This window comes from Bordetella ansorpii, assembly GCF_900078315.1.
In the GTDB taxonomy this organism is placed as follows: domain Bacteria; phylum Pseudomonadota; class Gammaproteobacteria; order Burkholderiales; family Burkholderiaceae_B; genus Bordetella; species Bordetella ansorpii.
The window spans coordinates 701,736-728,686 of the sequence record NZ_FKBS01000025.1; the positions used below are offsets into that span (position 1 = coordinate 701,736).

Annotated in this window: 25 protein-coding genes; 9 read left to right on the plus strand and 16 right to left on the minus strand. The window is 66.9% G+C overall.

Annotated features, from left to right (window positions below; translation table 11 throughout):
* From A7W11_RS20845 to argH, 10 genes are all read right to left on the minus strand, one after another.
* Positions 1-645: a nucleotidyltransferase family protein gene (locus tag A7W11_RS20845; protein ID WP_066418498.1), complete on the minus strand. Its 645-nt coding sequence runs from the start codon at positions 643-645 to the stop codon at positions 1-3.
* A gap of 33 nt (positions 646-678) precedes the next feature.
* Entirely contained in the window at positions 679-2,148 is a 1,470-nt protein-coding gene (locus A7W11_RS20850) for a TrkH family potassium uptake protein (protein WP_066418501.1), read from the minus strand.
* A gap of 96 nt (positions 2,149-2,244) precedes the next feature.
* Positions 2,245-3,624: a Trk system potassium transporter TrkA gene (gene trkA / locus A7W11_RS20855; RefSeq protein WP_066418504.1), complete on the minus strand. Its 1,380-nt coding sequence runs from the start codon at positions 3,622-3,624 to the stop codon at positions 2,245-2,247.
* Entirely contained in the window at positions 3,621-4,304 is a 684-nt protein-coding gene (locus A7W11_RS20860) for a response regulator (protein ID WP_066418507.1), read from the minus strand. The genes trkA and A7W11_RS20860 overlap by 4 nt, the downstream gene beginning before the upstream one ends.
* A gap of 11 nt (positions 4,305-4,315) precedes the next feature.
* Entirely contained in the window at positions 4,316-6,604 is a 2,289-nt protein-coding gene (locus tag A7W11_RS20865; protein WP_066418508.1) for a sensor histidine kinase, read from the minus strand.
* Positions 6,601-7,212 carry a DUF4390 domain-containing protein gene (locus A7W11_RS20870; protein ID WP_156523178.1) on the minus strand — a complete coding sequence of 204 codons (612 nt, stop codon included), beginning with the start codon at positions 7,210-7,212 and terminating at the stop codon, positions 6,601-6,603. The genes A7W11_RS20865 and A7W11_RS20870 overlap by 4 nt, the downstream gene beginning before the upstream one ends.
* A 19-nt stretch (positions 7,213-7,231) precedes the next feature.
* Positions 7,232-8,566: a 16S rRNA (cytosine(967)-C(5))-methyltransferase RsmB gene (gene rsmB, locus A7W11_RS20875; RefSeq protein WP_066418510.1), complete on the minus strand. Its 1,335-nt coding sequence runs from the start codon at positions 8,564-8,566 to the stop codon at positions 7,232-7,234.
* A 128-nt stretch (positions 8,567-8,694) separates the two neighbouring features.
* Positions 8,695-9,375: an HAD family hydrolase gene (locus A7W11_RS20880; RefSeq protein WP_066418524.1), complete on the minus strand. Its 681-nt coding sequence runs from the start codon at positions 9,373-9,375 to the stop codon at positions 8,695-8,697.
* A 99-nt stretch (positions 9,376-9,474) separates the two neighbouring features.
* Entirely contained in the window at positions 9,475-10,440 is a 966-nt protein-coding gene (locus tag A7W11_RS20885) for a Bug family tripartite tricarboxylate transporter substrate binding protein (protein WP_066418526.1), read from the minus strand.
* A gap of 56 nt (positions 10,441-10,496) precedes the next feature.
* The gene (argH, locus tag A7W11_RS20890; RefSeq protein WP_066418532.1) at positions 10,497-11,999 is read right to left on the minus strand and encodes an argininosuccinate lyase; all 1,503 of its coding nucleotides are present in this window, start codon (positions 11,997-11,999) and stop codon (positions 10,497-10,499) included.
* Positions 12,000-12,140: 141 nt separating this feature from the next.
* Between argH and A7W11_RS20895 the strand changes: the two genes are divergently transcribed.
* The 4 genes from A7W11_RS20895 to A7W11_RS20910 all read left to right on the plus strand — a co-directional run bounded on the left by A7W11_RS20895 (position 12,141) and on the right by A7W11_RS20910 (position 15,476).
* Entirely contained in the window at positions 12,141-13,067 is a 927-nt protein-coding gene (locus A7W11_RS20895; RefSeq protein WP_066418537.1) for a LysR substrate-binding domain-containing protein, read from the plus strand.
* 225 nt (positions 13,068-13,292) lie between these two features.
* Positions 13,293-13,556, plus strand: coding sequence for a helix-turn-helix domain-containing protein (locus A7W11_RS20900; RefSeq protein ID WP_066418539.1), 264 nt, complete (start codon positions 13,293-13,295; stop codon positions 13,554-13,556).
* A 118-nt stretch (positions 13,557-13,674) separates the two neighbouring features.
* The gene (rimO, locus tag A7W11_RS20905; protein WP_066419325.1) at positions 13,675-14,988 is read left to right on the plus strand and encodes a 30S ribosomal protein S12 methylthiotransferase RimO; all 1,314 of its coding nucleotides are present in this window, start codon (positions 13,675-13,677) and stop codon (positions 14,986-14,988) included.
* Positions 14,985-15,476 (plus strand): cupin domain-containing protein, encoded by a 492-nt coding sequence (locus tag A7W11_RS20910; RefSeq protein WP_066418545.1) that lies wholly within the window; start codon positions 14,985-14,987, stop codon positions 15,474-15,476. The genes rimO and A7W11_RS20910 overlap by 4 nt, the downstream gene beginning before the upstream one ends.
* A gap of 49 nt (positions 15,477-15,525) precedes the next feature.
* Here the strand turns inward: A7W11_RS20910 and A7W11_RS20915 are convergent, their stop codons facing one another.
* Positions 15,526-16,071, minus strand: a complete 546-nt coding sequence (locus A7W11_RS20915) for a ferritin-like domain-containing protein (protein WP_066418551.1) — start codon at positions 16,069-16,071, stop codon at positions 15,526-15,528.
* A gap of 234 nt (positions 16,072-16,305) precedes the next feature.
* Here A7W11_RS20915 and A7W11_RS20920 point away from each other — a divergent pair, with 234 nt between their 5' ends.
* From A7W11_RS20920 to A7W11_RS20930, 3 genes are read left to right on the plus strand one after another with little or no spacing between them, the layout of a single operon-like run.
* Positions 16,306-16,893 carry an LOG family protein gene (locus A7W11_RS20920; protein WP_066418553.1) on the plus strand — a complete coding sequence of 196 codons (588 nt, stop codon included), beginning with the start codon at positions 16,306-16,308 and terminating at the stop codon, positions 16,891-16,893.
* On the plus strand, positions 16,890-17,471 hold the full coding sequence (locus A7W11_RS20925; protein WP_235816932.1) for a hypothetical protein: 582 nt from the start codon (positions 16,890-16,892) through the stop codon (positions 17,469-17,471). Before A7W11_RS20920 ends, A7W11_RS20925 begins: the two co-directional genes overlap by 4 nt.
* Positions 17,468-18,097: an HAD-IA family hydrolase gene (locus tag A7W11_RS20930; RefSeq protein WP_066419327.1), complete on the plus strand. Its 630-nt coding sequence runs from the start codon at positions 17,468-17,470 to the stop codon at positions 18,095-18,097. The genes A7W11_RS20925 and A7W11_RS20930 overlap by 4 nt, the downstream gene beginning before the upstream one ends.
* Before the next feature lie 63 nt (positions 18,098-18,160).
* Here the strand turns inward: A7W11_RS20930 and fmt are convergent, their stop codons facing one another.
* The 5 genes from fmt to def form a co-directional block, all read right to left on the minus strand.
* Positions 18,161-19,105, minus strand: a complete 945-nt coding sequence (gene fmt / locus A7W11_RS20935; RefSeq protein ID WP_066418560.1) for a methionyl-tRNA formyltransferase — start codon at positions 19,103-19,105, stop codon at positions 18,161-18,163.
* A gap of 91 nt (positions 19,106-19,196) precedes the next feature.
* Positions 19,197-19,946: a hypothetical protein gene (locus A7W11_RS20940; protein WP_156523179.1), complete on the minus strand. Its 750-nt coding sequence runs from the start codon at positions 19,944-19,946 to the stop codon at positions 19,197-19,199.
* A 275-nt stretch (positions 19,947-20,221) separates the two neighbouring features.
* Positions 20,222-21,361, minus strand: coding sequence for a helix-turn-helix transcriptional regulator (locus A7W11_RS20945; protein ID WP_066418565.1), 1,140 nt, complete (start codon positions 21,359-21,361; stop codon positions 20,222-20,224).
* Between the two features lie 254 nt (positions 21,362-21,615).
* Positions 21,616-23,625, minus strand: coding sequence for a hypothetical protein (locus A7W11_RS20950; RefSeq protein ID WP_066418567.1), 2,010 nt, complete (start codon positions 23,623-23,625; stop codon positions 21,616-21,618).
* Between the two features lie 361 nt (positions 23,626-23,986).
* On the minus strand, positions 23,987-24,499 hold the full coding sequence (gene def, locus A7W11_RS20955) for a peptide deformylase (protein ID WP_066418575.1): 513 nt from the start codon (positions 24,497-24,499) through the stop codon (positions 23,987-23,989).
* Positions 24,500-24,705: 206 nt separating this feature from the next.
* Between def and dprA the strand changes: the two genes are divergently transcribed.
* Both dprA and A7W11_RS20965 read left to right on the plus strand, forming a co-directional pair.
* On the plus strand, positions 24,706-25,884 hold the full coding sequence (dprA, locus tag A7W11_RS20960) for a DNA-processing protein DprA (protein ID WP_066418576.1): 1,179 nt from the start codon (positions 24,706-24,708) through the stop codon (positions 25,882-25,884).
* Between the two features lie 103 nt (positions 25,885-25,987).
* Positions 25,988-26,896 (plus strand): hydroxymethylglutaryl-CoA lyase, encoded by a 909-nt coding sequence (locus A7W11_RS20965; RefSeq protein WP_066418579.1) that lies wholly within the window; start codon positions 25,988-25,990, stop codon positions 26,894-26,896.
* Positions 26,897-26,951 lie beyond the last annotated feature (55 nt).

Here is a 26,951-nt window from a genome sequence, read left to right on the forward strand (position 1 = left end):
CTAGATGCCTGGCCGCAGGTCGGTGGGCAGGTCCACGTCGGCCAATATGCCTGGGTCGTCCACCGCGAGCCGTTCCACGCCATGCAGGCCCAGCAACTCCCGCGCCCCGGTATCGCCCGACAGCCGGGCCAGCTCGGGCCACAGCGCCGCTGCAAAGACGACGGGATGGCCGCGTCGGGCCTGGAATTCCGGCGCCGCGATGAGATGCCCCCGGCTGTTCAGGGCCAGATGAAGAAGGGTGCCGGGGCGTACCCAGGGCATGTCTGCCAACGCCACCAGGCAGCGGTCCGGCCCTGGCGGATCCGATGAAACGGCGCCCGCCTGCGGGGAAGGAGCAAGTGGATACTCGCGCATCAGCGCCGACGCCGCGGCGGCCAGGCTGGCGCCCATGCCCTGCCGCGCCGCTTCGTCAGGCAGTACCCGGCACCCCTCGCTGGCCAGCAGGCGGGCCAGCTCGGCGCTTTCGGGCCGCACCACGGCGTACACACACGGCAGCACCGCCAACAGGGCCTGCGCGGCCGCCACGGCCACGGGCCGGCCGTCGGGCAGCCGCGCCAGCAACTTGTCCACACCCGGTGCCTGGGCCGCATAGCGGCGGCCGAATCCGCCCGCCAACAGGATACCCACGCAATCGTCCACCCTCATGTCCGCTCTCCCGCCCGTGCAGGGCCGTGCCGACTACTTGCGCCAGAACATCGGCGTGAACAACACCAGCACCGTCAGGAACTCCAGGCGGCCGATCAACATGGCGAAGGTGCACACCCAGGTCTGGAAATCGTTGAGCGTGGCGAAACTGCCCATGGGGCCCAACGGCCCGAGAGCGGGGCCGGTGTTGTTGATCATGGCCATGACGGCCGAGAAAGCCAGCACGGGGTCCATGCCCGAGAGCATCAATATGGCGGTCAGCAACGCCAGCGACAAGCCGTAGACCAGCATGAATGCCAGTACGGAAGACATCACCCGCGAATCGATGACCCTGCCGTGGATACGCACCGGACTGACCGCGTGCGGATGCAGCATCGTCACCAGTTCGTTGCGTGACTGCTTGATCAGCAGGATCACCCGGATGATCTTCACACCTCCGCCGGTGGACCCCGCCGAGGTGGCAAAAGCCGACAACAGCAACATGGTCAGCGGCGCGAACAATGGCCAGGCGGTGTAGTCGACGTTGGCATAGCCGGTGGTCGTCGCCACCGATATCGTGTTGAACATGCCATAGCGCAACGCCAGCAGCGGATCCCTGTAGACGCCCTCGGCATACAGGAAGGCCGATATCAGCAGGCCTGTGCCGAGCACCAGTCCCAGGTAGGGCAGCGTCTGGGGACACAGGAAGTAGGCGCGCCCGCTACGTTGCCGCAACGCGTTGAAGTGGGTGGCGAAGTTGATGCCCGACAGCAGCATGAAGACCATCGCCACCAGTTCGACCGCCACGGAATCGAAATGCGCGAAGCCTTCGTCCCAGGTCGAGAAGCCGCCCAGGCCCATGGTCGTGGCCATATGGCACCACGCCTCGAACCACGGCAGGCCCACCGCGCGGTAGGCAAACAGGCAGATGATGGACATGCCGAAATAGACGGCATACAGCGCCTTGGCGGTGCTGGCGATGCGCGGCGTCAGGCGCTCGTCCTTCATGGGACCAGGGGTTTCCGCGCGCACGACCTGGTGGCCCCCCACCCCGAGCAACGGCAGAATGGCCACGGCCAGCACCAGGATGCCCATGCCGCCGATCCACACCAGTGTGGCGCGCCACAGGTTCATGGACTCGGGCAGGTGCTCCAGCCCCGTCAACACCGTGGCACCGGTCGAGGTCAATCCGGACATGGCCTCGAAGTACGCGTCGGTGAACGACAACGGCATGCCCGCGTTGTGAAAGTACAGCAGGAACGGTATGGCGGCCAGCAGAGGCAGGCCGACCCACACGATCACGACCAGCAGGAAACCATCGCGCGCATGCAGCTCGCTGCGCGCATGCCGGGTACCCGCCCACAGCAGGCCGCCGATGACCAACGCCAGCAGGAAGCCGCGCGAGAAGGCATTCAGGCCGGCATCGCCGCCAAAAAAAGCGACGCCCAGCGGGATGAGCATGGTCAGCGCGAACACCAGCATGGTGAGGCTGAGCACATGGAAAGTCGCCAGCAGCCGTTTCATGCGCGCTCCGCCTGGCCAAGGGGCAAGGCGCCGCATGCCCCGGCAAGCGTGCAATCCCAGGCCATTTTCGCAACGAGTAGCGCCATGCCCGGGACCTTAGAAGAACGAGGCCGAAACCTGGAACAGCTTCTCGACCTTCGGCATCTGCTGGCGCGAGGGCACGAACACCACCACGTGGTCGTCCTGTTCGATGACGGTGTCGTCGTCGGGCAGCAGGATCTCGTCGCCGCGCACCAGCGCGCCGATGCTGGCGCCCTTGGGCAGGCGCAGTTCGCCGACGGCGCGGCCTACCACGCGCGAGGTGGAGCGGTCGCCGTGCGCCACGGCCTCGAGCGCCTCGGCCACGCCTTGCCGCAGGCGGTGCACGCCCACCACGTCGCCACGGCGCACGTGGCGCAGCAGCTCGCTCATGGTGGCCTGCGACGGAGAGACGGCGATGTCGATATGGCTGCCCTGCATCAGCTCGCCATACGCCTGGCGGTTGATCAGCGCGATGACCTTGCGCGCGCCCAGCCGCTTGGCCAGCAGCGAAGACATGATGTTGTCCTCGTCGTCGCTGGTCAGCGCCAGGTAGGTGTCCATGTCGTCGATGTTCTCGCGTTCGAGCAGCGCCTCGTCGGTGCCGTTGCCATGCAGCACCAGCACGTTGTCGGGCAGCTCGGCGGCCAGGTACAGGCAGCGCTTCTCGTCGCGCTCGACGATGCGCACGCTGTAGTTCTCTTCGGCCAGTTGGCGCGCCAGGCGCAGGCCGATGTTGCCGCCGCCGGCGATCATCACGCGGCGCACGCTTTTCTCGGCCTCGCGAAGCTGGCGCACCGCGCGGCGCGCATGGCGGGTGTCGACCACGATGACGACCTCGTCGCCCGGGGCCACCACGGTGCCGCTGCCGGCGTGCAGGGGACGACCGCCGCGCAGCACGTCCACCACGCGAGCGGTCACGTCGGGCCATGCCTCGCGCAGCTTGTCCACGGGCAGGTGCGCCATCGGGCTGCCCTGCCCCACGCGCACCGTGACCACGCTGACGCGGCCGTCGGCGAATTCGACCACCTGCAGGGCTTCGGGGAATTCGATGAGGCTGTGCAGATAGGTGGTGACGCTGCGCTCGGGGCTGATCAGCGCGTCGATGCAGAAGCCCTCGTCGCCCATCAGCTCGGGATGGTCGGCGAATTCGGGCATGCGGATGCGGGCGATACGGCGCGGGATGTTGAACATCTGCCGCGCGATCTTGCAGGCCACCATGTTGGCCGAGTCGGACGCCGCACAGGCGATGAAGAGATCGGTATCGGCCGCGCCGGCGGCCTCGAGCACCGACACCTGGGTGCCGTCGCCCTGCAAGCCGCGCAGGTCGTAGCGCTCCTGCAGGTAACGCAACTGGGCGGGATCGGAATCGATGACCGTGATGTCGTTCTGCTCGGACACCAGGTTCTCGGCCACGCTGGTACCCACGCGGCCGGCGCCCATGATGAGGATCTTCATGTACTACGCTTGCGCGCGGACTCGATGCCCAATTGCTTGAGCTTGCGATACAGGTGGGTACGCTCCAGGCCCGTGCGTTCGGAAACCCGGGTCATGCTGTGGTTCTCGCGGACGAGGTGGTATTCGAAGTAGATGCGTTCGAAGGCGTCGCGCGCCTCGCGCAGCGGCTGGTCCAGCGAGATATTGCCCAGTTGGCCGTTGGATACGGCCGGCGCATCGTTGACCTGGGCAGTGGGCGCGGGCGTGTCGAGCTCGTCGTCCGTCGGCAGCGCCGTGGCCGGGGCGGCATGCACGGCCGGGGCCGAGTGCGGCGCACGGCCACGCGCCAGGCCCGTGGCGATGGTCTTGAGCAGGCGCTGCAGCGTGATGGGCTTTTCCAGGAAATCCATGGCGCCGATGCGCGTGGCCTCGACTGCCGTGTCGATGGTGGCGTGGCCGCTCATCATGATCACGGGCATGTCCAGCAGCCCTTGCGAGGCCCACTCTTTGAGCAGGCTGACCCCATCGGTATCCGGCATCCAGATATCCAGCAGCACGAGGTCCGGGCGCATGCGCTGCCGCGCAGAGCGCGCCTGCGCTGCGTTTTCAGCAAGCTCTACCGTGTGTCCTTCGTCGTACAGGATCTCGGACAGGAGCTCACGAATGCCGATTTCGTCGTCCACTACCAGGATTCTGGCCATATACCTCTCACCTATTGCGTCGCCGCATTATCCTTTTCTCGACGTGCCGCGTCCACCATAGTATCGGATGGTGGCGCCAGGCGCGTCAGCAGGATCGATATGCGAGCCCCGCCCTCTTTACGATTGGCAAGATCGATGCGCCCTCCGTGCTCGTCAACGATCTTGCGAACGATGGCTAATCCTAACCCAGTTCCATGGGCCTTTGTGGTCACGTAGGGCTCGAAAGCCTTTTGCATGACCTGCGGCGGGAAGCCGGGACCGGTATCGGCCACGATGAAACGGACCGCGCACTGCTTCGATCCGTCGGGTTGTTCGCTCTGCACCAACTGCGTGGACACGCGCACGCGGCCCGCCTCGCCCTGCTCGGCCACCGCGTCGCGCGCGTTGGTCAGCAGATTGTGGATGACCTGGCGCAGTTGTGTCGAATCGCCCTCGATCTCGGGCAGATCCGAGCCCAGTTGCACGTCCAGGTTCAGCGGACGCGGCCCCTCGCCGCTTTCGCCCCAGCCATACAGCGCCAGGACATCGCCCACCAGAGAGTTGAAATCCACCCGCTGCATCACCGCGGGCGGCGTACGCGCGTACTCGCGGAAGTCGTCCACCATCTGCTTGAGCGAGCCGACCTGATTGACGATGGTATTGGTGGCGCGCGTCAGCATCTGGGCATCGGCGGGCTCGAGGCGGTCCGCCAGCTTCATGGCCAGGCGTTCGGCCGATAGCTGGATGGGCGTCAGCGGATTCTTGATCTCGTGCGCCAGGCGGCGCGCCACTTCGCCCCAGGCCACGGTGCGATTGGCCGAGATGACTTCGGTGATGTCGTCGAACACCACCATGTAGCCGTTGCCGCGGCCGTCCACGCTGAGATGCGTGCCGCGCGCCAGCAGCGCCACGGGTTCGCCCTGGCCCGGCCGCACCTCGAACTGCTGCTGCCAGTGGGTGCGCTCGGACCCCACTGCCGCGTGCCCGGCGAAGGCCTGCCGGATGACCTGGGCAAACTCGATCATGCCATCCACCGTTTCCAGCGGCCTGCCGATGACCGAGCGCAGGTCCGCCTGCAGAATGGTCTGCGCGCCCTGGTTCACGGTAGTGACGCGGAACCCTTCGTCGAACACCAGCACGCCCGACGACAGGTTGGCCATGACGCTTTCGAGATAGACGTTGGAGCGTTCCAGCTGGCGCCGGTTGCTCTCGACCATCTGGCGGGCTTCGTCGAGCTGGCGGGTCATGGCGTTGAACGAGCGCGTCAGTTGGCCGACCTCGTCGCGCTCGGGCGGTTCGGGCAGCGGGCGGTAATCGCCCACCCCCACCGCCTGCGTACCCGCGGCCAGCCGCAAGAGCGGCCGCACCAGCCGCTTGGACAGCGACAGGGCGACCGCGATGGCGCTGAACACGGACAGCAACAGGGCCAGTGTCAGGGTGATGCCGTACAGCTTGCGCAGCCCCAACCGGGACAGGGCAAGCTCCTGGTAGTCGCGGAAACCCTGCTGCACGCGGTTGGCGTTGTGGGCGATCTGCTCGGGCACGGGCTGCACCAGTTGCAGCCAGCGCGGCTCGGCCGGGCCGCCCAGGATGCCGTCGATGCGCGCGGGCACGGCCAGCGGCACCACCACACGCAGGTGCAGGCTCGCATCGGCGTCGGACTTGACGGGATCATCGGCCTCGGCGGCCGAATAGTTGCGCGCCATGCGCAACTGGTTCAGCACGGCGGGCGGCGGCGTGGGCGGCAGCAACTGGCCGTACTGGTTGGTGGAAAACGCCAGCGGCCGGCCGCTGCCCGTGAACACCATGGCTTCCTGCACGCCGTTGTTCTCGCGCAGGCGGGTCAGGGTCAATGGGATGTCGGCGTCGTTCAGGTTGCTCAGCTCGGCGGCCATGCCGCGCGCGCGGGCATCCAGGTCGGCCAGTTGCGAGTCCAGCGCCGCGCGGCCCAGGTTCAGGCCGGCCTCGAGCGCGCTGTCGACCCGCACGTTGAACCACGACTCGATCGAGCGCGACATGAACTGCACGGACAGCACGTAGATCAGCGCACCCGGCACCACGCCGATCAGCGCGAAGGCCAGCGCGAACCGTGCGGTCAGCCGCGCCCCGAACTGGCGACGCCGGATCTGGCGCGCCAGCCTCACCGTCAGCGCCACGACCCAGACGAACAGGGCGAAGGCGAACACGCCGTTGAGCACCAGCAGCGTGTCGTAGTAGCGCGCGAAACGCGAAGCGTTGCCCGTCGACCAGGCCAGCAGGCCCATCAGGGACAAACCGCTGATCGCGCCAATGATGAGGGCGATGCGAAGGAAGCGTCTCATGAGGGATCGTGGGGCGATCGCGACAGGGAAAAGGAGAAGTCGGTCCAGGGGGTGGCCGGCGACCAGGAACTGCTGTTCAGCGCATTGACCTGGAACGGCCGGGCCAGCATCGAGGTATCCAGCCGCACGCGCAACTGGCCGCTATAGCGCACGTCCGGCTCGAGCTTGTCGGTGCCGATGACCTGCCAGTGGCGGATGTTGCGCACCATCTCCATGGCCTCGTCCAGCGACGCCACGGGCAGGGAAAGTTCGTCCGCCCCCGCGCGCCACTGCCGGGTGAGCGCGTTGTAGACGATGCGCCAGGTCATGCTGGTTTCGACCTCGGTACGGTCGAGCCACCACCAGCGGGACCGGGTGATGACCACGTCGGCGGTGAAATACAGGGGCACGCCGCGCTGGGCGGCGTCGCGCAGTTGGTCGTTGAGTTCGAACCGCACGTCGGCGTCGATCTCGAGCTTGCCCTCGCGCACGACCGGATCGATGCGCATCACATGGGGATCGGCGGCATGGGCGACCTGGCCCACACCCAGCGGCAAGAGCACGATTGCAAACAACAGCACGGAAAACAAGCGTGAAATCATGAATTTGCAGCGTATGCGCGCGGACATGCCACCTATTCTTGGGGATTCAGGACTGCTTGGCAAACGACGCGTAGAAAAATCCGTCGTGCTGCTGCTCGGGTGTTGCGCCGATGGCAACCGGCAGCAACTGGCCGGGCGCCGGCAGGCGCCGTGCATCGGGATGCCGGCGCGCGAAGGCCTCGGCCTGCGCCTCTCCTTCGGCCGGGAAGATCGAGCAGGTCACGTAGAGCAGGCGTCCGCCGGGCGCCACTGTTTTCCATAACGCATCGACGATGCGGGCCTGCAGCCTGGCGGTGCGGGCCACGTCGTCGGCGCGGCGCAGCCAGCGGATGTCGGGATGGCGGCGCACGATGCCCGAGGCGGTGCAGGGCACGTCGGCCAGCACGGCGTCGAAGGGCTTGCCGTCCCACCATGCCGACAGGTGGGATGCGTCAGCCACGGCCAGTTTCGCGCGGTCGGATGCCAATCCCAGGCGCGCCAGGTTCTCGCCGACGCGCTCCAGCCGTTGCGCATCGGTATCCAGCGCCAGCAACTCCACGTCGGCCAGTTCCAGCAGATGGGCGGTCTTGCCGCCCGGCGCGGCGCAGGCGTCCAACACCCGCATGCCGTCACGGGGTTCCAGCAATGGCGCGGCCAATTGCGCGCCGGCGTCCTGCACCGACCACCAGCCTTCCGCGAAACCCGGCAGTTGGGTAACGGGCCGCGGTTGGGCCAGGACCAAGCCATCCTGCCCTACGGGCGTGGCCGCGATGCCCTGGGCCTGGAAGGCGTCGAGCACCGACTGGCGCGTGGCGCGCCGCCGGTTGACCCGCAGCGTGAGCGGCGCCGGCACATTGGCCGCCAGCAGCAGTTGCTGCCACTGGTCGGGATAATCGTGGCGCACCTGCTCGATCCACCAGTTGGGGTGGTTCCACCGCACGCGCGGCTGCTGCGCCACCGCACGTTCCAGCGCCTCGTGCTCGCGCAGGAACCGGCGCAGGCAGGCGTTGAGCAGGCCCTTGTAGGTGACCAGCTGGCGCGAGTTGGCGACGGCCTCGACGGCCTGGTCGACCACCGTATGGGGCGCATAGACCGGCATGCCGGGCACGGGCTCCTGCCCCGCCGGACGCAACAGCGTCAGGGCGGTGCACAGCAGCGCATCGAACAGCGCGCCGGGGGATTTGCGCACCATCTCGGCGGCGATCTCGTCGGCCCACCCCATGTAGCGCATGGCGTGGAAGGCCAGGGCCTGTGCACTGGGCCGCAGCGGCGGGTCGATACGCGCCAGCGCCTCTGTCAGGGAGTCGCCCTCGCCCACGGCCTGCACGGCGGAAGCGGCGGCCAACAAGGTACGGGACAGGGGCGGCGCCCAGGAACGGGCTTCGGAAGATGGCAGCGACATGGCGAGAAATGCTTATGCAAGACCGCTATGGTAGCTGGAGCACGGGCGGACTGGCCGACGCGAGGCGTGCGGCAGACAGAAATCCACCGCGACGGGCCGCCCGCGAGGGGCACGGGCCGGGAATTGCGTCAGGCGACCATTTCGTCGCCGGCCATCAACTCGGCGTAGGCGTCGAAGCTGGCGGCAATGGGGTAATCGTGCACCAGCGGGCTGCCGTAGCCCGAGCGGAAGTACAGGAACGGCACGCCGGCGCGGCTGGCCGTCTGCGCGTCGACGTGGGTATCGCCCAGGTAGGCCCCCTCGGCGGGCGCGGCGCCCAGAACCTGCAGGGCCTGCAGCAGCGGCAGCGGATCGGGCTTGGGGCGCTCGACCGTATCGCAGCCGGATACGTGGTCGAAGTACGGCAGGATGCCGGTCTGCTGCAAGGCCTGCAGCGCCGGCGCATGCCTCTTGTTGGTGCATACGCCCAGGCGTACGCCGCGCTGCCGGCAATCGTCCAGGAACTCGATCAGGCCGGGATACGGCACCGAACTGCGATGCGCGCGGGCTTCGTAGTGGCGGCCATAGGCGGCGATGACCGCCGCGTAGTCGGATTCGGGCACGCCGCGCTCGGCCATCATCGAGGTCAGCGCCGCCGGAAACGCGCCGTACAGGTTGGGCAGCACGTAGTCGGCCGGCAGGGCGGGATGGCCGCATTCGATCAGGCCATCGCTCATGGCTTCTCGGATGTCCGCCAGGGTGTCCAGCAAAGTGCCGTCCAGGTCGAAGACGATGGCCTTGCGGCCGGCAAGCAGGGTAGCGGGAGTCATGGGTCGGCAGGCGGCCGCGCGGGGCCGGATCAGGCGTGGGGCGTAGGCACTATTGAAACACGGCCGTGCGTCCACCCGGTGACAGGCCCATCGCCTGGCTCAGTCCAGCTGGATGTCCGCGTGCCGCACGACCTCCTGCCACCGCCGGGTATCCGCCTCGATCAGGGCCCGAAGCTCCTGTCCGCCGCCCGCCAGGGGTTGCGCGCCCTGCTCTTCCAGCATCTTGACGAAGGCGGGATCGCGGGTGATGGCCGTGACGGTCTCCTGCAACGTCTGCACAACGGTGGGCGGAGTGGACGCCGGCGCCATCAACGCCGACCACGATTCGGTCTCGGCGCCTTTCACTCCGGCCTCGGCGAAAGTCGGCACGTCGGGCATGGATGTGGCGCGCTTATCGCTGGCCACGCCCAGGATGCGGATCTTGCCGGACTTCAGATAGGGCTGAACGGTGGGCAGATTGACGAACAGCACCTGGATCTGCCCGGCCAGCAGGTCCGTGGCGGCCGGCCCCGCTCCCTTGTACGGCACGTGCGAGAACTTCACCCCCGCCCGGTACATGAACAGCTCGCCCACCATGTGGTTCACCGAGCCGATGCCGGCCGACCCCATGTTCAGCTCGCCGGGATTCTGCCTGGCGTACTGCACCAGCTCGCCGATGGTCTTGGCGGGGATATCGGCGGACACGGCCAGCACGTTGGGCACGGTGGCGAACAGGGCGATGGGCACGAAATCCCTGGACGGCGAATACGGCAGGTTCCTGCTGACCAGCGGCTGGATGACCTGGTTGCCCATGGTGGCGTACAGCAATGTATAGCCGTCGCCCCGCGCCTTGGCGGCATAGCCCGCGCCGATGTTGCCGCCCGCGCCCGGCTTGTTCTCCACGATGACGGGCTGCTTCAGCGCCTCGGACATGCGCGTGGCCAGCATGCGCGCGGTCAGGTTCACGGTGCCGCCCGGGGCGAACGGCACCACCAGCTCGATGGCCTTGTTCGGATAGTCGGCCTGGGCCTGCACGTTGAGGCAGGCGCCCGATAGTACGGCGAGCGCCAAATGGCGTTTCCACATGATGTTTCCCCTTGTCTGTGTGTCTTAGAAAAGTCCTCTCGCGGCAGGCTCCGCGATCAGGCGGCCAGCGCCCTGGCCTGTTGGTCCAGCGCCTGGTCGGCCTGGTCGATGCGTTGCTGGATTGCCGTGAAGCCCTGGCGTGCCTGGCCGACGGCGGACCGCCGCCGCGCGATATGCGCCAGCACGGCGTGCGGCGCCGGCCCGCCCAGCGACTGCCGCGCGGACACGTTGCGCTGCGGGTCCAGGCACGCCGCGATGTCCGGCGACGGCAGGCCGGCCTTGCGGCCCACTTGCTCGAGCGCGGCGTCGTCGATCATGTCCGCCGATATCGCGCTGGCGCCCTGGCCCGCATCCAGCGCCCGCCGCACGACGGCGCCGATGATGTGGTGCGCATCGCGGAACGACATGTCCGCGCGGCGCACCAACAGGTCCGCCAGGTCCGTGACGGTCGAGAAATCGTCCGCCGCGCGCGCCGCCATCCGCTGGCGGTCGGGTTCGACGCGTTGCACCAGCAGCTTCACCAGGGCCAGCGACTTCAGCGTCTCCTCGCAGCTTTCCCAGCAGGTGCGCGTGCTTTCCCGGCTGCTGTCGCCCGAATGCGTGAAGTGCGTGGACTTGACGGCGGTCAGCGCCGCCGAGGTCAGCCCGATCAGGTGCGCGGTCTTGCCGCGCAGGTACTCCAGGACGGCCGGGTTCTTCTTCTGCGGCATGATGCTGGACGTGCTGGCGATGCTGTCCGGAAAGGACAGGTAGCCGAACTCCGGCGTGGACCAGATATAGAAGTCCTGCACCATGCGGCTGCACGTTACCGCCAGCACCGACAGCGCCGCGCTCAGTTCCAGCGCGAAATCGCGCGAGGCCACCCCATCCAGCGCATTGGCCAGGGGCTGGCTGAAGCCCAGCATCTCGCTGGTGTAGGCACGGTCGATGCCGAACGACGTGCCCGCCAGCGCGCAGGCGCCCAGGGGGCAGCCATCCAGCGATTGCAACACGTGCAGCAGCCGGCCGAGGTCGCGCGACCAGGCATCGGCCAGCGCCGCCAGGTAATAGCCATAGGTGATCGGCTGCGCCGCCTGCATGTGCGTGTACCCCGGCATCACATGGTGGGCATAGCGTTCGGCCTGGTCCAGCGCCTCGGTGACGATGTCCGCCAGCAGGCCGCCGATGCGCAACGCGTAGTCGCGGGCGCGGATGCGGTCGTTCGTGGCGCTCATGTCGTTGCGGCTGCGGGCGGTATGCAGGCGGCCGCCCACGTCCTGGCCGACCTGCTGGATCAGGTGGGCTTCGTAGTTGAAATAGGCATCCTCGCGGGCGGGATCTAGTGGCACGGCGTCCGGCCCGGCCTCGCGCATTTGCAGCAGCGCTTCGGCCAGGCGTTGCGCCACGCCATGTTCGAGGATGCCCTGGCGGTCGAGCATCAGCAGGTGCGCGAGGTTGATGCGCGTCAGGATGCCGAAGTTGGCGGTGAAGAATTCGCGGCTGGTGCGCGGCTGGAAGATGTATTGGATGACCTCGGGAGCAGGAGGCTGGGTAAGGCGGCGGCTGACTTTCGATTCCATGTCTGTCTTCGGCTGTAGAGAATGGGATCAGTGTGGAACCGGGCAATTTATGCGTCAAATCATAGATTTACAGCTTCTCATACAAATTTGATATGCTTTTTCCACGTTGCGGCCGTCCCTGCCGCGCACACGGATCAGCGGATGAATTTCAAACAGGTGGAAGCGTTTCGCGCGGTGATGATGACGCGCTCGATGACCACGGCGGCGGGTCTGCTGCATACCTCGCAGCCCAACGTCAGCCGGTGGATCGCGCTGCTGGAGGCCTCGGTGGGATTCGCGCTGTTCCAGCGCATCGGCACCAAGCTCATCCCCACCGCCGAGGCCGAGGCGTTCCATGCCGACGTGGAACGCGCCTTCATCGGCCTGGAATCGCTGGGCGACAGCGCCGACTCGATCCGGCGCCGCGGCACCGGCGTGCTGCGAGTGGGCGCGGTGGGATCGATCACGCAATATGTGCTGCCGGACGCCCTGCTGCGGTTCCGCCAGGACCACGGCGACATCCCGGTCGTCATCAACCAGGGCCGTTCCGATGTGGTCGCCAAGTGGGTGGTCACGGGTCATTGCGATATCGGCTTCTGCTCGCTGCGCACCGAGCTGCCCGGCGTGCGCTTCGACACGCTGAATTCCGCGCGCGGCGTCGGCGTGGTGGGCCGCGCGCACCGCCTGGCCAGCCACGCTATCCTGCGCCCCGCCGATTTCGCGCACGAGAACTTCATCTCGCTACCCGGCGGCAGCATCAACCGCATTGAGATCGACCGGCATTTTCCGGACGACAAGCGGATCATGTCCATCGAGACGCCCTACGCGCCCACGATATGCGCCATGGTGGGCAAGGGTCTGGGGGTGTCGATCGTCAGCGCCATCGTGGCGCGCGCGCTGCGCATGCCGGACGTGTGCGAGATTCCGTTCTCGGAGAAGGTGCTGTTCCACAGCTATGCGGCCACGTCGGATCACCTGCCCGTCAGTTTCCTGGCGACGCGCTTCACCGAGTGCGTGAAGCAAGTGTTCGACGAACTGACGGCGTCACCGGCGGTGGCGCGCAAGCGCGCCCGAAGCGGCTCGCGGTAAGGCGTTTCCCGCGTCCGTCCGCGTAGCCTGCGTGGCGCCACAGACCTGATCCAGGAAGCTTCGGTCTCCCGCACAGGTGAGAATCGCTCTCGCCTACGGCAATGCCGTATAATCCTCCGTTGCCCCTCGTCGCCCCAAAGGTCACTCCTACGGCACGATGGCCCGAATCTCCCGGGTGGCCGCGCACAGTCGCCGACAAGCGCGCCCCCAACCCACGAACGAACCATGAAGAAAGCAGCCCCACCGGCGCATGCCGACCGGTGGCAGCCGTCGCACATCAGCGACGCCCGCAGCCGCGTCGGCCTGCCCCAGGCAGACTTCGCGGAACTGCTCGGCGTCAGCGTGCGCACCCTGCAGGACTGGGAGCAAGGCCGCCGCAATCCGTCGGGCGCGGCCAAGACCCTGTTGCGCGTGGCCATCCTCCACCCCGAGACCCTGCGCGACCTGCCGCCCTGGCATGCGGACGACACGAACACTACGGTGAACTAGATTGGAAATCCTGGAAAAATCCCGCGCCGGCAACGGCCCCGCCGCCGACACGGCATCCGGCAATGACACCGGCAAGCAACTGGGCGACGCCATCGCCGCAGCCGCCGCCAACGGCCACGTGCCGCGCGTGGGCTTCGTGTCGCTGGGCTGTCCGAAGGCCCTGGTCGATTCGGAACGCATCCTGACCCAGCTGCGCACCGAGGGCTACCAGATCACGCCCAGCTACGACAACGCCGACGTGGTCGTGGTCAACACCTGTGGCTTCATCGACAGCGCCAAGGCCGAGTCGCTGGAAGCCATCGGCGAGGCCATCGCCGCCAACGGCCGCGTGATCGTCACGGGCTGCATGGGCGTGGAAGAATCGGCCATCCGCCAGGTGCACCCCAGCGTGCTGGCCGTGACCGGCCCGCAGCAGTACGAGCAAGTGGTGCAGGCCGTGCACCAGGCCGCGCCGCCCGTGCAGAACCACAATCCCTATGTGGATCTGGTGCCGCCGCAGGGCATCAAGCTCACGCCGCGCCACTACGCCTACCTGAAGATCTCCGAAGGCTGTAATCACCGCTGCAGCTTCTGCATCATCCCGTCGATGCGCGGCGACCTGGTCAGCCGTCCGGTGGGCGACGTGCTCAGCGAAGCCGAGCGTCTGGTCAAGGCCGGCGTGAAGGAACTGCTGGTCATCTCGCAGGACACCAGCGCCTACGGCGTGGACGTGAAGTTCCGCAGCGGCTTCTGGAACGGCCGCCCGGTCAAGACGCGCATGACGGAACTGTGCGTGGCCCTGTCCGAAATGGGCGTGTGGACGCGCCTGCACTACGTGTACCCGTACCCGCACGTGGACGAGGTGATTCCGCTGATGGCCGAAGGCAAGATCCTGCCCTACCTGGACATCCCCTTCCAGCACGCCAGCCCGCGCGTGCTCAAGCTGATGAAGCGCCCGGCCTTCGAGGACAAGACGCTGGCCCGCATCAAGCGCTGGCGCGAGATCTGCCCCGACCTGACGATACGCTCGACCTTCATCGTCGGCTTCCCCGGCGAAACCGAGGAAGACTTCCAGTACCTGCTGGACTGGATGAGCGAAGCCCAGCTCGATCGCGTGGGCTGTTTCCAGTACTCGCCGGTGGAAGGCGCGCCTGCCAACGCGCTGGCCGACCCCGTGCCGGACGAGGTCAAGCAGGAACGCTGGGAACGCTTCATGGAGCACCAGCAGGCCATTTCGGCTGCGCGCCTGAAGAGAAAGGTAGGCCGCGAGATCGACGTGCTGATCGACGGCCCCGACGAAGACGGCGACATCGTCGGCCGCTCCGCCGCCGACGCGCCGGAGATCGACGGCTGTGTCTACGTCGACAGCGACCGTCCGCTGGCCGCGGGCGACATCGTGCGCGTGCGCATCACGGATTCGGACGAATACGATCTGTGGGGCGAGGCGCTGTGACGCCACCCGAGCGCGCCCAGGAACTGGTGAAACGGCTGCGTCTGCAGCCGCATCCCGAAGGCGGCATGTATCGCGAGATCTTCCGCTCGGGGCTGACGGTGCTGCGCCAGCCGGACGGCCAGGCGCGCAGCGCGCTGACGTCCATCTTCTTCCTGCTGCCGCGCGGCGCGTGCAGCCGCTGGCACCGCGTCGAGGCCGACGAGGCCTGGCATCACTACGAAGGCGAACCGGTCGACCTGCTGGTGCTGCTGCCCGGGGCCACGCAGGTGGTTACCTGGCGGCTGGGCGCGGTCGATGCCGATACTTTGCCCGTGCGGGTCGTGCCCGCGGGCGCCTGGCAGGCCGCGCGCCCGGCGGGCGAGTACGCGCTGGCCGGCTGCACGGTGGGTCCGGGTTTCGAATTCCCGGATTTTGCGCTGGCAGCGGACCTGCCGCCGCAGCAGTGCCCCGCGGCATTGAAGCAGGCGCCCTACGACGCCCTGCTGTAGTCCGCCGCCAGCCGCCTACAGGACACGCGTCCCGGCCTCGCTCGCGCCATCATTTTTCCAGGAAATCCGACAGGTCGTCGGCGTGCTCTTCCTCGGACGCCAGGATCTCTTCCAGCAGGCGGCGCGTGGTCGAGTCCTTGTCGCCCACGTAGTCGACCATGCGGCGGTAGCTGTCGATGGCGATGCGCTCGGCGATCAGGTTTTCCTTGATCATGTCCTGCAACGTCGTGCCTTCCACGTATTCGGAATGGCTGCGCTGGGTCAGGCCCTCGGGCGACAGGTTGGGCTCGCCGCCCAGCTGCACGATGCGCTCGGCCAGACGGTCGGCATGCGATTGCTCTTCGGCCGCATGCTCGGCGAACTCGGCGGCCACGGGCTCGGCGTTCAGGCCGCGCGCCATGAAGTAGTGGCGCTTGTAGCGCAGCACACAGACCACCTCGGTGGCCAGCGCCTCGTTCAGCAGCTTCAGTACCGTTTCACGGTCGGCTCGATAGGTGTCGGTGACGGCGCCCGACTCGATGTCCTGGCGCGCCTTGGCGCGGATCGCCTGCACGTCCATATCGAACGAACCTGAGGTCTGGGTGGACTGTTTCATGTCGTTGACTCCTGGCTGGTGAAGGCGTCCCTTCTCGCTCCGGACGCCTGGAACAACCCAGTGTATCGACGGCGTTTTTTTGTGCTGTGTCGAATTCTTGCGGCCGAAAGCGCGCCGGAAACGCCCCGCCCGTGGGGCAGCGCGGCCGGCAGGCCGGGCGAGTTGCGTAAACTAGTTAATCATTCTTGCGTCTCTCTCCGACTTTGTAACCGGCGTAGCCCGCCGGCGCCTCCCATGCCTCTGAAGAACATCTGCGTGTACTGCGGCTCGAACAGCGGCCGCCAACCGGTTTATCTCGAACAGGCCCAGGCCTTCGGCCGCGAACTCGTGCGGCGCGGCCTGGGGCTGGTGTACGGCGGCGCCAGCGTCGGCATCATGGGCGCCGTGGCCGACGCCGTGCTGGCCGAAGGCGGCCGCGTACTGGGCATCATCCCCGAATCGCTGGTACGCAAGGAACTGGCGCACCACGGCCTGACCGAACTGCGCGTGGTGCAGTCCATGCACGAGCGCAAGACACTGATGGCGCAGGAGTCCGACGGCTTCGTCGCGCTGCCCGGCGGCGCCGGCACACTGGAAGAGATCTTCGAGACCTGGACCTGGGCGCAGCTCGGCATGCACGCCAAGCCCTGCGGCCTGCTCAACATCGCCGGCTATTACGACCAGTTGGCGTCTTTCCTGGACCACACCGTCGACGAAGCCTTCGTGCGCGAGCAGCACCGCGCCATGCTGACGATCGAGTCCGATCCCGCGGCGCTGCTCGACCGCTTCGCCGCCTACTCTGCTCCCACGGTGTCCAAATGGATCGCAAAGGGCGAACATTGAAAACATCCCTCCAGGCGCGTGACAGCGCCGCCGTGCTGCGCGACTATTTTCACGCCAAGGACGAGAACCGGCCCTGGTACATGACGCGCGCCTTCGCGCCCGATGCGCTGCTGAAGATGGCGCTGCGCACCGAGGCCATCGCATTCCCGCCCGAATCGCGTGGCCGCGACGCCATCACCGACACGCTGGTCCGCCGCTTCGGGCAGACCTACGACAACGTCTACACGTTCTATCTGTCGCGGCCGGAAGACGGCGCGGTGCTGGACACCTACGACTGCGACTGGATCGTCGGGATGACCGAGAAGGCCACCGGCCAGGCGCGGGTGGGCTGCGGCCGCTACGACTGGACCTTCCAGCGCGAGCCGCACCTGGCCAGCAAGCTGGTCATCACCATCGAGACCATGCTGGCGCTGCCCGAGCGCGACAGCGAAGCGGTGCTCGAATGGTTGACCGGCCTGCCCTATCCCTGGACCGATGCCGCCCGGGTGGTGGCCGCCGCCCCGGCCATCGAGGAACTGGCGCCGATCCTGCAATGGATCCGCCGCAACGGCCCGCAGCCCGCACGGGAAACCGCTTGAAGCCAGAGATCGCGGCCTTCGATTTCGACGGCACGCTGGCCGACACCCTGCCGTGGTTCGACGGCATCCTGGACGACGTGGCCGACCGCTATGGCTTTCGCAAGCCCAGCGCGCAGGAGCGCCAGCAGATGCGCCATTGCAGCGCCCAGGACATCCTGAAGATGCTGCGCGTGCCCTTCTGGAAGCTGCCGGCCATCATGATCCACGTGCGCCAGCGCATGGCCGAAGCCGGCCCCGGCGAGGTGCGGCTGTTCGACGGCATCGCCGACAGTCTGGCGCAGGTGAAGCGCGCGGGTGTCCGGCTGGCCGTGGTCAGCTCGAACTCGCTGGACAACGTGCGGCGCGTGCTGGGTCCGGAGGTCGAGCCGCTGTTCGACGACTACGAATGCGGCACCGACATGTTCGGCAAGCCGGCCAAGCTGAAACGCCTGCTGACGCGCCACGCCGTGCCGCCGCGGCAACTGGTGCTGGTCGGAGATGAACTGCGCGACATCGACGCCGCGCGGCAGGCCGGTGTGCGGGTGGGCTGCGTGGCCTGGGGCTACAACCACGTCGATGCGCTACGTGCCGGATCTCCGGATGCGCTGTTCCTGAAAGTGGCCGATATCCCGGCGCAACTGACGTAGCGTCCAGGGCAGCCGGCCCCGGCCAGGCCGTGCCAGCCCGGCGGCTCGCGCTGGCAGCCTGCCTTATGCCGGTTGCCAGCCCTGCACGAACACCTCCACCGGCTGGCGCTTGCCGCCCGCCTTCTGCAGCTCGAGCAAGCGCAACATGCCCGCCCCTGTGGCCACGTCCACGCCCTGGGCGGACACGCGCAGCACGCTGCCCGGCTCGGCGCCAGCGGCACTGTCCGGCAGGGCCTGCGCACGCCACACCTTCACGGGATCGGCCAGCCCAGGCAGACGCAGCGTGGCGCCCGGCACGGGGTTGAAGGCCCGGATACGGCGCGCCAGCGTCTCGGCCGGTTGGGTGAAATCCAGCGCGGCCTCGGCTTTGTCCAGCTTGGCGGCATACGTGACGCCGGCTTCAGGCTGCTTGTGCGCCGTCAGCCCGCCGTTCTGCAAGGCCGCCAGCGCCTCGACGATGGCCTGCCCGCCCGCTTCGGCCAGGGCGTCATGCAGTTCGGCCGCGGTCTGCTGCGGACCGATCGGCACGACGTGTTCGAGCAACATGTCGCCCGTGTCCAGGCCCTCGTCCATCTGCATGATGGTCACGCCGGTCCGCGCATCGCCCGCCTCGATCGCGCGCTGGATGGGCGCGGCGCCGCGCCAGCGCGGCAGCAGGCTGGCGTGGATGTTGAGGCAGCCGCGTGGAGGCAGTTCCAGGGTCCATTGCGGCAGGATCAGGCCGTATGCGGCCACCACCATGATCTCGGGCGCGACACGGGTCAGCAGGTCGCGCGCGGCGGCCGCCTCGTCCGGATAGCGGCCATCCAGGCGCAAGCTGCGCGGCTGGGCCACCTCGATGCCAGCCGCCAGGGCCGCCTGCTTGACCGGGCTGGGCGTGAGTTTCAGTCCGCGGCCGGCGGGGCGGTCGGGCTGGGTCAACACCAGCGGGATCTCATGCCCGGCGGCCAGCAGGGCATCCAGGGCGATACGGGCGAATTCGGGAGTTCCGGCAAAAACGAGGCGCATGGGCAGGTATGAAAATCGAGAGTGCGCCACCGCGCACGGGGCGCGATGGCATCCAGCCCGATTTATACCGCGATCACGCCTTGCACCGGACTCAGAAGGTGTACGACACGCCCACGTAGGCCTGCGGGAAGAAGCGCAGCGAGTTTGCGTCGTCCTGCATCTTGTTGCGCTGCTTGTCGATTTCGCGCTGGGCATCGCCCGAGCGGATGCCCAGGCGGGTGTACAACGCCGGGGTCACATCGATATTGACGTCGGGCTTGCCGAACAGCACGCCGATGTCGGCGATGAAACCCCATCCTTTCTCGCGCTGCACGACGTTGTGGCCCCAGCCGATACCGAGGTAAGGCGCGATCCTCGGGAAATCGAGCCTGGCGCGGGCCCGATCGCCCTCCCGGTAGCGCAGGCGCGTATCGCCGATACGGATACGGCCGTTCTCGTCGGGCCGTGCCTCGGCCGAGCCCGTCATCTCGCGCCAGCCGATGCCGGCCGTCAGGCGAAATCCCGCGTCGAAGGGAAACCAATCCGCGTACACCATGGCTTGGTTGCTGCGGAATTTGCCGTCGTAGTCATAATCGTTGGTGGTGCCGCTGTGCTTGATCGTGCCCATGGTGCTGAAATCGGCGCGCACGGTGAACGACTCCGAAATGCCCTGGGCATAACCGATGCCGGCGCCCAGGAAGCCGGCATTGCCGTATACCTCCTGGGCGCCGGCCGTTTGGCAGGCAAGCGTGGCGGCGAAGACGGCCGCGGAACGCGCGGCGGCGCGCTTGGGATGGGTGCGGAGCAGGCGCGCAGAAATACCGCGCACGGCCAAGGTGCAGGACGGAACGTATCGCATCATCAGGAGAAACCGCGTGTGGGAACCACTACCAAGGAACGGCCCGGGCAGCGGGGCCAGCGCGATCGCGGCTCATGATGTGGAGGCGGTACGGACGATCGCCTTCATTGCGCATTCAGGGGCGCGGGGGGCACTCGGAAAAGACCCATGCCTGCGGTCTTCCGGGATCTGCGGACAAGTATTGCGAAAGATTTTGTGCTTTGCGTGACGATTCGACTAAAACGTCGGAGCGGCGCAACATTGTTACAAAATTCTTCTGCTACGCGCGCAAGTCCCCGTCACGCCAGGAAGGCGTTGGACGGCAGTTGCAGCATCAGCCGGATCAGATCCGCCTGCCGGCTGGTGGTTGTCTTGCGATAGATGGACTGCAATTGCTTGCGTACCGTGTCGTGCTGCACGCCGGCTCGCGCGGCGATTTCCTTCACGGTGCACCCGCCCGCCAGCATGCGGCTGACACGAAGCTCGGACGGCGTCAGGTCGAAGGTCTGGGCCAGCAACTCCGCATCCAGTGGCGCCGCCGTGGCGGGATGGTGGAACAGCACCAGGATCAGGGGCTGCACGCCGTAGACATCGTTCAGTTGCTCCGGCATCAACAGCGTATAGAACGCATACAGCACATCGCTGCCCGACTCGGGAAAATCGGGCGAGGCGACCTGCATGGAACGATAGCCCGCGGACAGGCCGGCCCCATCGCCCAGGCTGGCCACCAAGGCGCCACACCCTTCGTTGAATTGCCGCTGGAACGGGTCGGGCAACTTGAGCATGCCGCCCGCCGACGCGAGCAAGGCGGTCGCCTCCAGCAGGCGCCTGCACGCGTCGTTGATCGACACCACCGTGCCATCCGGCCCCAGCAGCGCCAGCGGCTGGCGCAGCTTGTTGAGCAATGCATGTCCGGTCAGCGCCCTGGTCGACGTCACGAAACGATGGCTCTGCAGCTGTGCCGCCCGTTGCAGATGCGGCGTCAGGCGTTCGAGAAACCCCGTTTCCTCCACGCCCAGTGGTGGCCGACCCGGGTCGCGCAACACGCAGAAGAACACGCAGGCCGCATCGTCGTCCAGCAGCTTGCAGCCGGATGAATGGCGCGCGCCATCGGGCACCGACAGTTCCTGGAGGAAAAGGTCATTGGCGGCGAATGTCTCGCCATGGAGCCACTGGCCCAGGGCATATGGCGCCAGCATCGGCGACGCCGGATCGAAGCGTTCACCCTGCTGCAGGCGGCGCGACCGGCCGGAAGAAGGAAGATCAAGCCCGTCGAGATAAGACAGGACACCCTGGCGCTTGTCCAGGGCCAGCAGAACGGCGGATGCCTCGATGGCGCGGTTCAGTTCGGCAAAGAAGCCGCGCCAGGCCGACGGATGCAAGGCGGCCTCGTATAACGCATGCACAAGCGCGTCGTAGCGTGCATGCGAGACATCCATGAAACCGGCCTCATCCTATTGATAATTTCGCACACGTTACAACACAATACGAAATGCGAACCGAATTGTTACATTCTGGCCCGCACGAATGCGGCGTCATCGCCACATTATTCGCAAACCAACCCAGCCAAACTGCCTTGGCGGGTGGCGAACCTGCGAGTAACCGTCCGGTATCAAGAAAAATGGCGCACGGTTTGCGTGCGCCATTTGTCGGTTCACTGCGCCGGAACACGGAGGTGTCCCGGCAATCTCAATCAAGGTGCGGAAGGAAAGGGCGTATAGAACGAAAAGATGTCGTAGATCGACGCTTCATTGAGCAGGCCGCTGAGTTCAACCGAACGCGACGTACCGGGGTTCAGGGCCAGGAAGCTGCATGCGGGGTCGCAGATGGACACGGTGCCGTTCTGCGGGACGCCGGCCGTGACGCTCAGGCTGTAGACGTCGTTGGCCACGGTAGGCATGTCGCCACGGAGGCGGTTGCCATGAACCATGGCACCCGTCATCTGATCGGTGGACTTGACCTGAGTCGTCGCCAGGGGCGGCGTGACGTTGACGCCGTTGATGGAGGTCTCCGTCCACGACAGCTTCACCGACGGGACATCGCCAGCCTGAGATCCCGAGGGCGTCAGCACGGACGCCACCGTCTCGTCGGTCAACTCACGCCAGGCGTTCAGCGTGCGGCCGACATCTGCGGTCATGGGCAGCGCCGGATTGATCACCTGGTTCTCGCCGATCTTTACCCCTTCTATATTGAAGAAAGTCACGGTGTAAGCCGAGTACGGGGGAATCGTGGCCGCATCGTAAACGCGGCTGACGCGGTTGTAGATGCCAGGCAAACGCGGCGCGGTGTAGGCCCCGTCCTCGAAGAACGGCATCCAGGACCAGCGATACAGCGCGGTGTCGAAGACACGCAACTGGATCGGGTTGGGCAATTCATCGATTGAGTCCATGACGAGTGCCAACGAACTCGCTCCGTTCGCAGTGCGGGGCGCCAGCCAGGCCTTGCCGGCAATACCGGGACCGGACACAGACGCGAACGTCACCTCCTGGCCATCGATCATGCCACCGTAGGGGATGCCGATCTGCACTCCCGCCTCCAGGATGAACTGGCCCGGCGCGGACAGCGTCTGGCTACGCATCAGGAAGCTGCGCAGGCGCACTTCATAGATCTGCTGATTGCCGTGGATCTGCCAGCCGCCGTTGGGCGTATTGACGACGAATTCCGTCCACGTGCCCGTCGTGCCGTTGGCCAGCGTGTAAGGGATCTGGACCAGGGCGCGCTTACCTTCGTTCAGCAAGGTCAACGTCTTGGGCATGCCCACGGCCGTGACGCCAGCGGCGGCCTCGATGTGCGCATCGAGGAAACTGGCCAGGCCGTTGAAGCGGTAGCTGGACGACAGGGCGGTGCCGCACGCGGCCTCATTGGCGCCGATACTGCCGTCGGCCAGGCAGCTTTGCAGCGCGACTGGCAGGGCCGCCAGGTAGTTGGCGGCCACGGACGGCGTGGGCAGCTTTTCGCCGAGCGAGCCGTTGGCGGACAGCGCCTTCTGGCTCAGCACGCGGCCGGCGGAGGGGTCGCCGATGGAAGCAATGCGCAGCCCGTTGGGCGTGTTCTGCAACGACAGCGCGTCGATGACGGCATCCACACCGCTGTGGTCGGCGGTGAAGGGGGTGTTGAACGGATCGAAATCAGCAGGCACACCGTTGGCGGACAGGATGTCGGCCAACACGGCCTTCAAGGCGGAGATGGCGCCCTGCAGCGTGCCGGGCGACACGTTGAGCAGCGCGGGATCCCGGGTCAATGCAATGGGATCACCCGACTCGACCAGCAGTGCGGCCACGGCAGTGGTCAGCGGCGTCAGATTGACTACGGCAGTGGGATTCGGTCCCGTCACGGCAGGCACTTCGGTCAACAGCGACACCATGGGTACTGAACGGCCCGAGGGGTCGGCTGCGACCAGCACGAACGGAGCCTGTACGCCCGAGATGTCGAACACGAACGAGCCGTCGTCGTTGGTCCTGCCCGTCAGCGTCTTGAAATTGACGTCGGTCAGCGTGATGGAGACATTGGCCAGCGCGGCCCCTGTGGCGGCCGTGCCAGTCAGGCGCGTAGCGGCCGTAGGCGTGGACGGAACCGATGTGGAAGGAGGATTGGCAGAAGACTGATCGTCATCATCGCCACCGCCGCCGCCGCAAGCGGCCAGGCTCAGAATGGCAATGCTCAACAGTGCCGGCAGCGTCCGGCGGCCCACCTTGTAATCCATGAATTGCTCCGTAAATGCCTTCGTGAGGTATATGCCCATACCAGCCTTGATTAACCGGCAGACGGCCAATCGCTAAGGGCGAACGAGTCTATCGGGACGCAAGAAAAACCGTCCATACCTCAAATGGGTAATGGACATCAAGAAAATAGAAAATCACGAACGGCATGATCCGAATCTCATCCCGGCCTTGAAAAACCGTTCCAGGATTGGCATGGCCTGGAGTACGGGTGCGAGCTAACAAAACAAAAGGCGCCTGGTTTGCAGGCGCCTTCTGTCGATAGTCGGATTTTTGCAACAGGGGGAGATGCAGGATTGTCGCCTTCCCTGAGGCAGCTCCTTCCCGCGACGCTGAAAAAGATATTCAGGCCTTCTGCGTATCCCGCTCGGCCTTTTTCATTTTGGTTTTGATGCGGTTCTGTTTGAGCGGCGAAAGATATTCGACGAAAACCTTGCCGTCGAGATGATCGATTTCGTGCTGCACGCAAACCGCAAGCAGGCCCTCGGCCTCGAATTCGTAAGGATTGCCGTTTTCGTCCAATGCCTTGCAGCGAATGCGGGCGGCGCGTTCGACTTCGTCGTAGATCCCCGGAACGGACAGGCAACCCTCTTCGTAGGTTTGCAGTTCGGGACTTTTCCAGACGATTTCCGGATTGATCAGCGCGCGCAGCTGATTGCCTTCCTCGGACACGTCGATGACGATGACGCGTTCGTGTACGTCGACCTGGGTGGCCGCCAGCCCCACGCCGGGCGCCTCGTACATGGTGTCGGCCATGTCGCGGACCAGCTTCCGGATACGATCGTCCACCACCGCGACCGGCTTGGCCTTCTTGTGCAGGCGGGGATCGGGGAAACGGAGGATGGGAAGCAGTGCCATGGAAAAAAGACGTATGTCGGAAACCTTGGTGTTACATCATAGTTGATCAGAGGCTTGATTTCTAATAGTTTTCCGCTAAAAACGGCATAGCGCGAGGTGCGCGTTTCCAGCACGCCGCCCCGTCGGCGCAGCGTTGGCCCATGCGACACTGTGCGTCTTTCCCCGGTCCGAGGCCTGCGGCTCGTGCCGTCCCGCCCGATTTTTCAATGCCCCTGTCGCACTCCCCCGCCGAACTTTCCGCCTGGCTGCGCCTGTCCCTGGAACCCGGGGTGGGACCGGCCACGGCCTATACGCTGCTGGCGGCCCTGGGCCTGCCCGAGCAGATCTACGACCACGGCGCCGCCACGCTGGCGCGCCACGTGCCGCAGAACCTGGCGATCCAGCTGGCCGGGCCGCCCTCCGACGAGGTCCTGGCGCAGATCGAACGCACCCTGCAATGGGTGGCCGAGCCCGGCCGCCACATCCTGACGCTGTCCGATCCCGCCTATCCGCAGCAATTGCTCAATATCGCCGATCCGCCCGTGCTGCTGTACGTGACGGGCGACCCGGCACGGCTGACGACCCCCGGCCTGGCCGTGGTCGGCGCGCGCAGCGCCACCCCCGGCGGCGAGGACAACGCAAGGGCCTTTGCCAGGCACCTGGCCGGCCACGGCTGGTGCGTGATCAGCGGCCTGGCGCAGGGCATCGACGCCGCCGCGCACGAGGGCGCCCTGCTGGCCGGCGAGGCCGGCGCGGGCACGGTGGCGGTGATGGGCACCGGCATCGACCGGGTCTACCCGGCCAGCCACCGCGACCTGGCGCACCGTATCGCCGCCCACGGCGCGCTGGTCAGCGAACTGCCGCTGGGCACGCCTGCGCTGAAGCACCATTTTCCGCAACGCAACCGGTTGGTGGCCGGCCTGGCGCGCGGCGTGCTGGTGGTCGAGGCGGCAAAGCAGAGCGGTTCGCTGATCACCGCGCGGCTGGCTGCCGAAGGTGGACGCGAGGTCTTCGCCATTCCCGGCTCGATCCATTCCCCGCTGTCGCGCGGCTGCCATGCCCTGATCCGCCAGGGCGCCAAGCTGGTCGAGACGGCGCAGGACATCACCGATGAGCTGGGGTCGACAGGCGTCGCCCCCGCGGAACCGCCGCGCGGCCGCAAGAGCAGGCGGCAGCCAAGGTCGGACACCATGTCGCCCCCGGCGAAGCCGGCCTCCAATGAGCCCGCCGACGACCACGCCGAACATCCCCTTTTGCGCGCGCTGGGCTTCGACCCCCTGCACCCCGATACGCTGCAGGCACGCACCGGCCTGGACACGTCCACCCTGCAGGCGCAATTGCTCGAACTGGAACTGACGGGCTACGTGGCCCGCATCGACGGCGGCCGCTTCCAGCGCCTGAAATAGCCGGGCCCGGCCTCGCGGCGCGACGCAGCCGCCCCGGCGGGACTACTATTGAGGAAAACGGGTGCCCACGCCCGGCCCTTCATCCCCGAGACAGGATTTCCCCATGGCATTGCCCACCCGCGTCAAGATCGTCGAAGTCGCGCCCCGCGACGGCCTGCAGAACGAAAAGACCTTCGTGCCCACCGAGGTGAAGATCGAGCTGATCGACCGGCTGTCCGCCGCCGGCTTCGCCAACGTCGAGGCTGCGTCCTTCGTGTCGCCCAAATGGGTGCCGCAGATGGCCGACGGGGCCGAGGTCATGGCCGGTATCGCGCGCCGTCCAGGCACGATCTATTCGGTGCTCACGCCCAACATGAAGGGCCTGGAAGGCGCCCTGGCGGCCCGCGCCGACGAAGTGGTGATCTTCGGCGCCGCCAGCGAGGCCTTCTCGCAGAAGAACATCAACTGTTCCATCGCCGAATCCATCGCCCGCTTCGAACCGGTGGCGCAAGCGGCCAAGGCCGCAGGCGTGCGCCTGCGCGGCAGCATCAGCTGCGCCCTGGGCTGCCCCTACCAGGGCGAGGTGCCCATCGAGGCCGTGGTGGACGTGGTGCGCCGCTATATGGCGCTGGGCTGCGACGAGGTCGACGTGGCCGACACCATCGGGGTGGGTACGCCGCGCCGCGTCCGCGAGGTGATGAGCGCCGTGACGCAGGTGATCGACCCCGCGCGCGTGTCGGGTCATTTCCATGACACCTATGGCCAGTCGCTGGCCAACATCCTGGCGTCGCTGGAAGTCGGCATCGGCATCTTCCACGCCTCGGCCTCGGGCCTGGGCGGCTGTCCCTATGCCAAGGGCGCCACCGGCAATGTGGCGACCGAGGACGTGCTGTACATGCTGCGCGGCCTGGACATCGAGACGGGCGTGGACTTCGACGCGGTGGTGGACACGGGCCAATGGATCTCGGCCTACCTGCAACGCGCAGGCGGCAGCCGGGCTGGCAACGCCGTGGCGGCCAAACGCGCCGCCTGACAGAAACAAATCACGCCGGGCGGCGCGGTTTTTCGTAGAATGGGCGGCGTCCCCG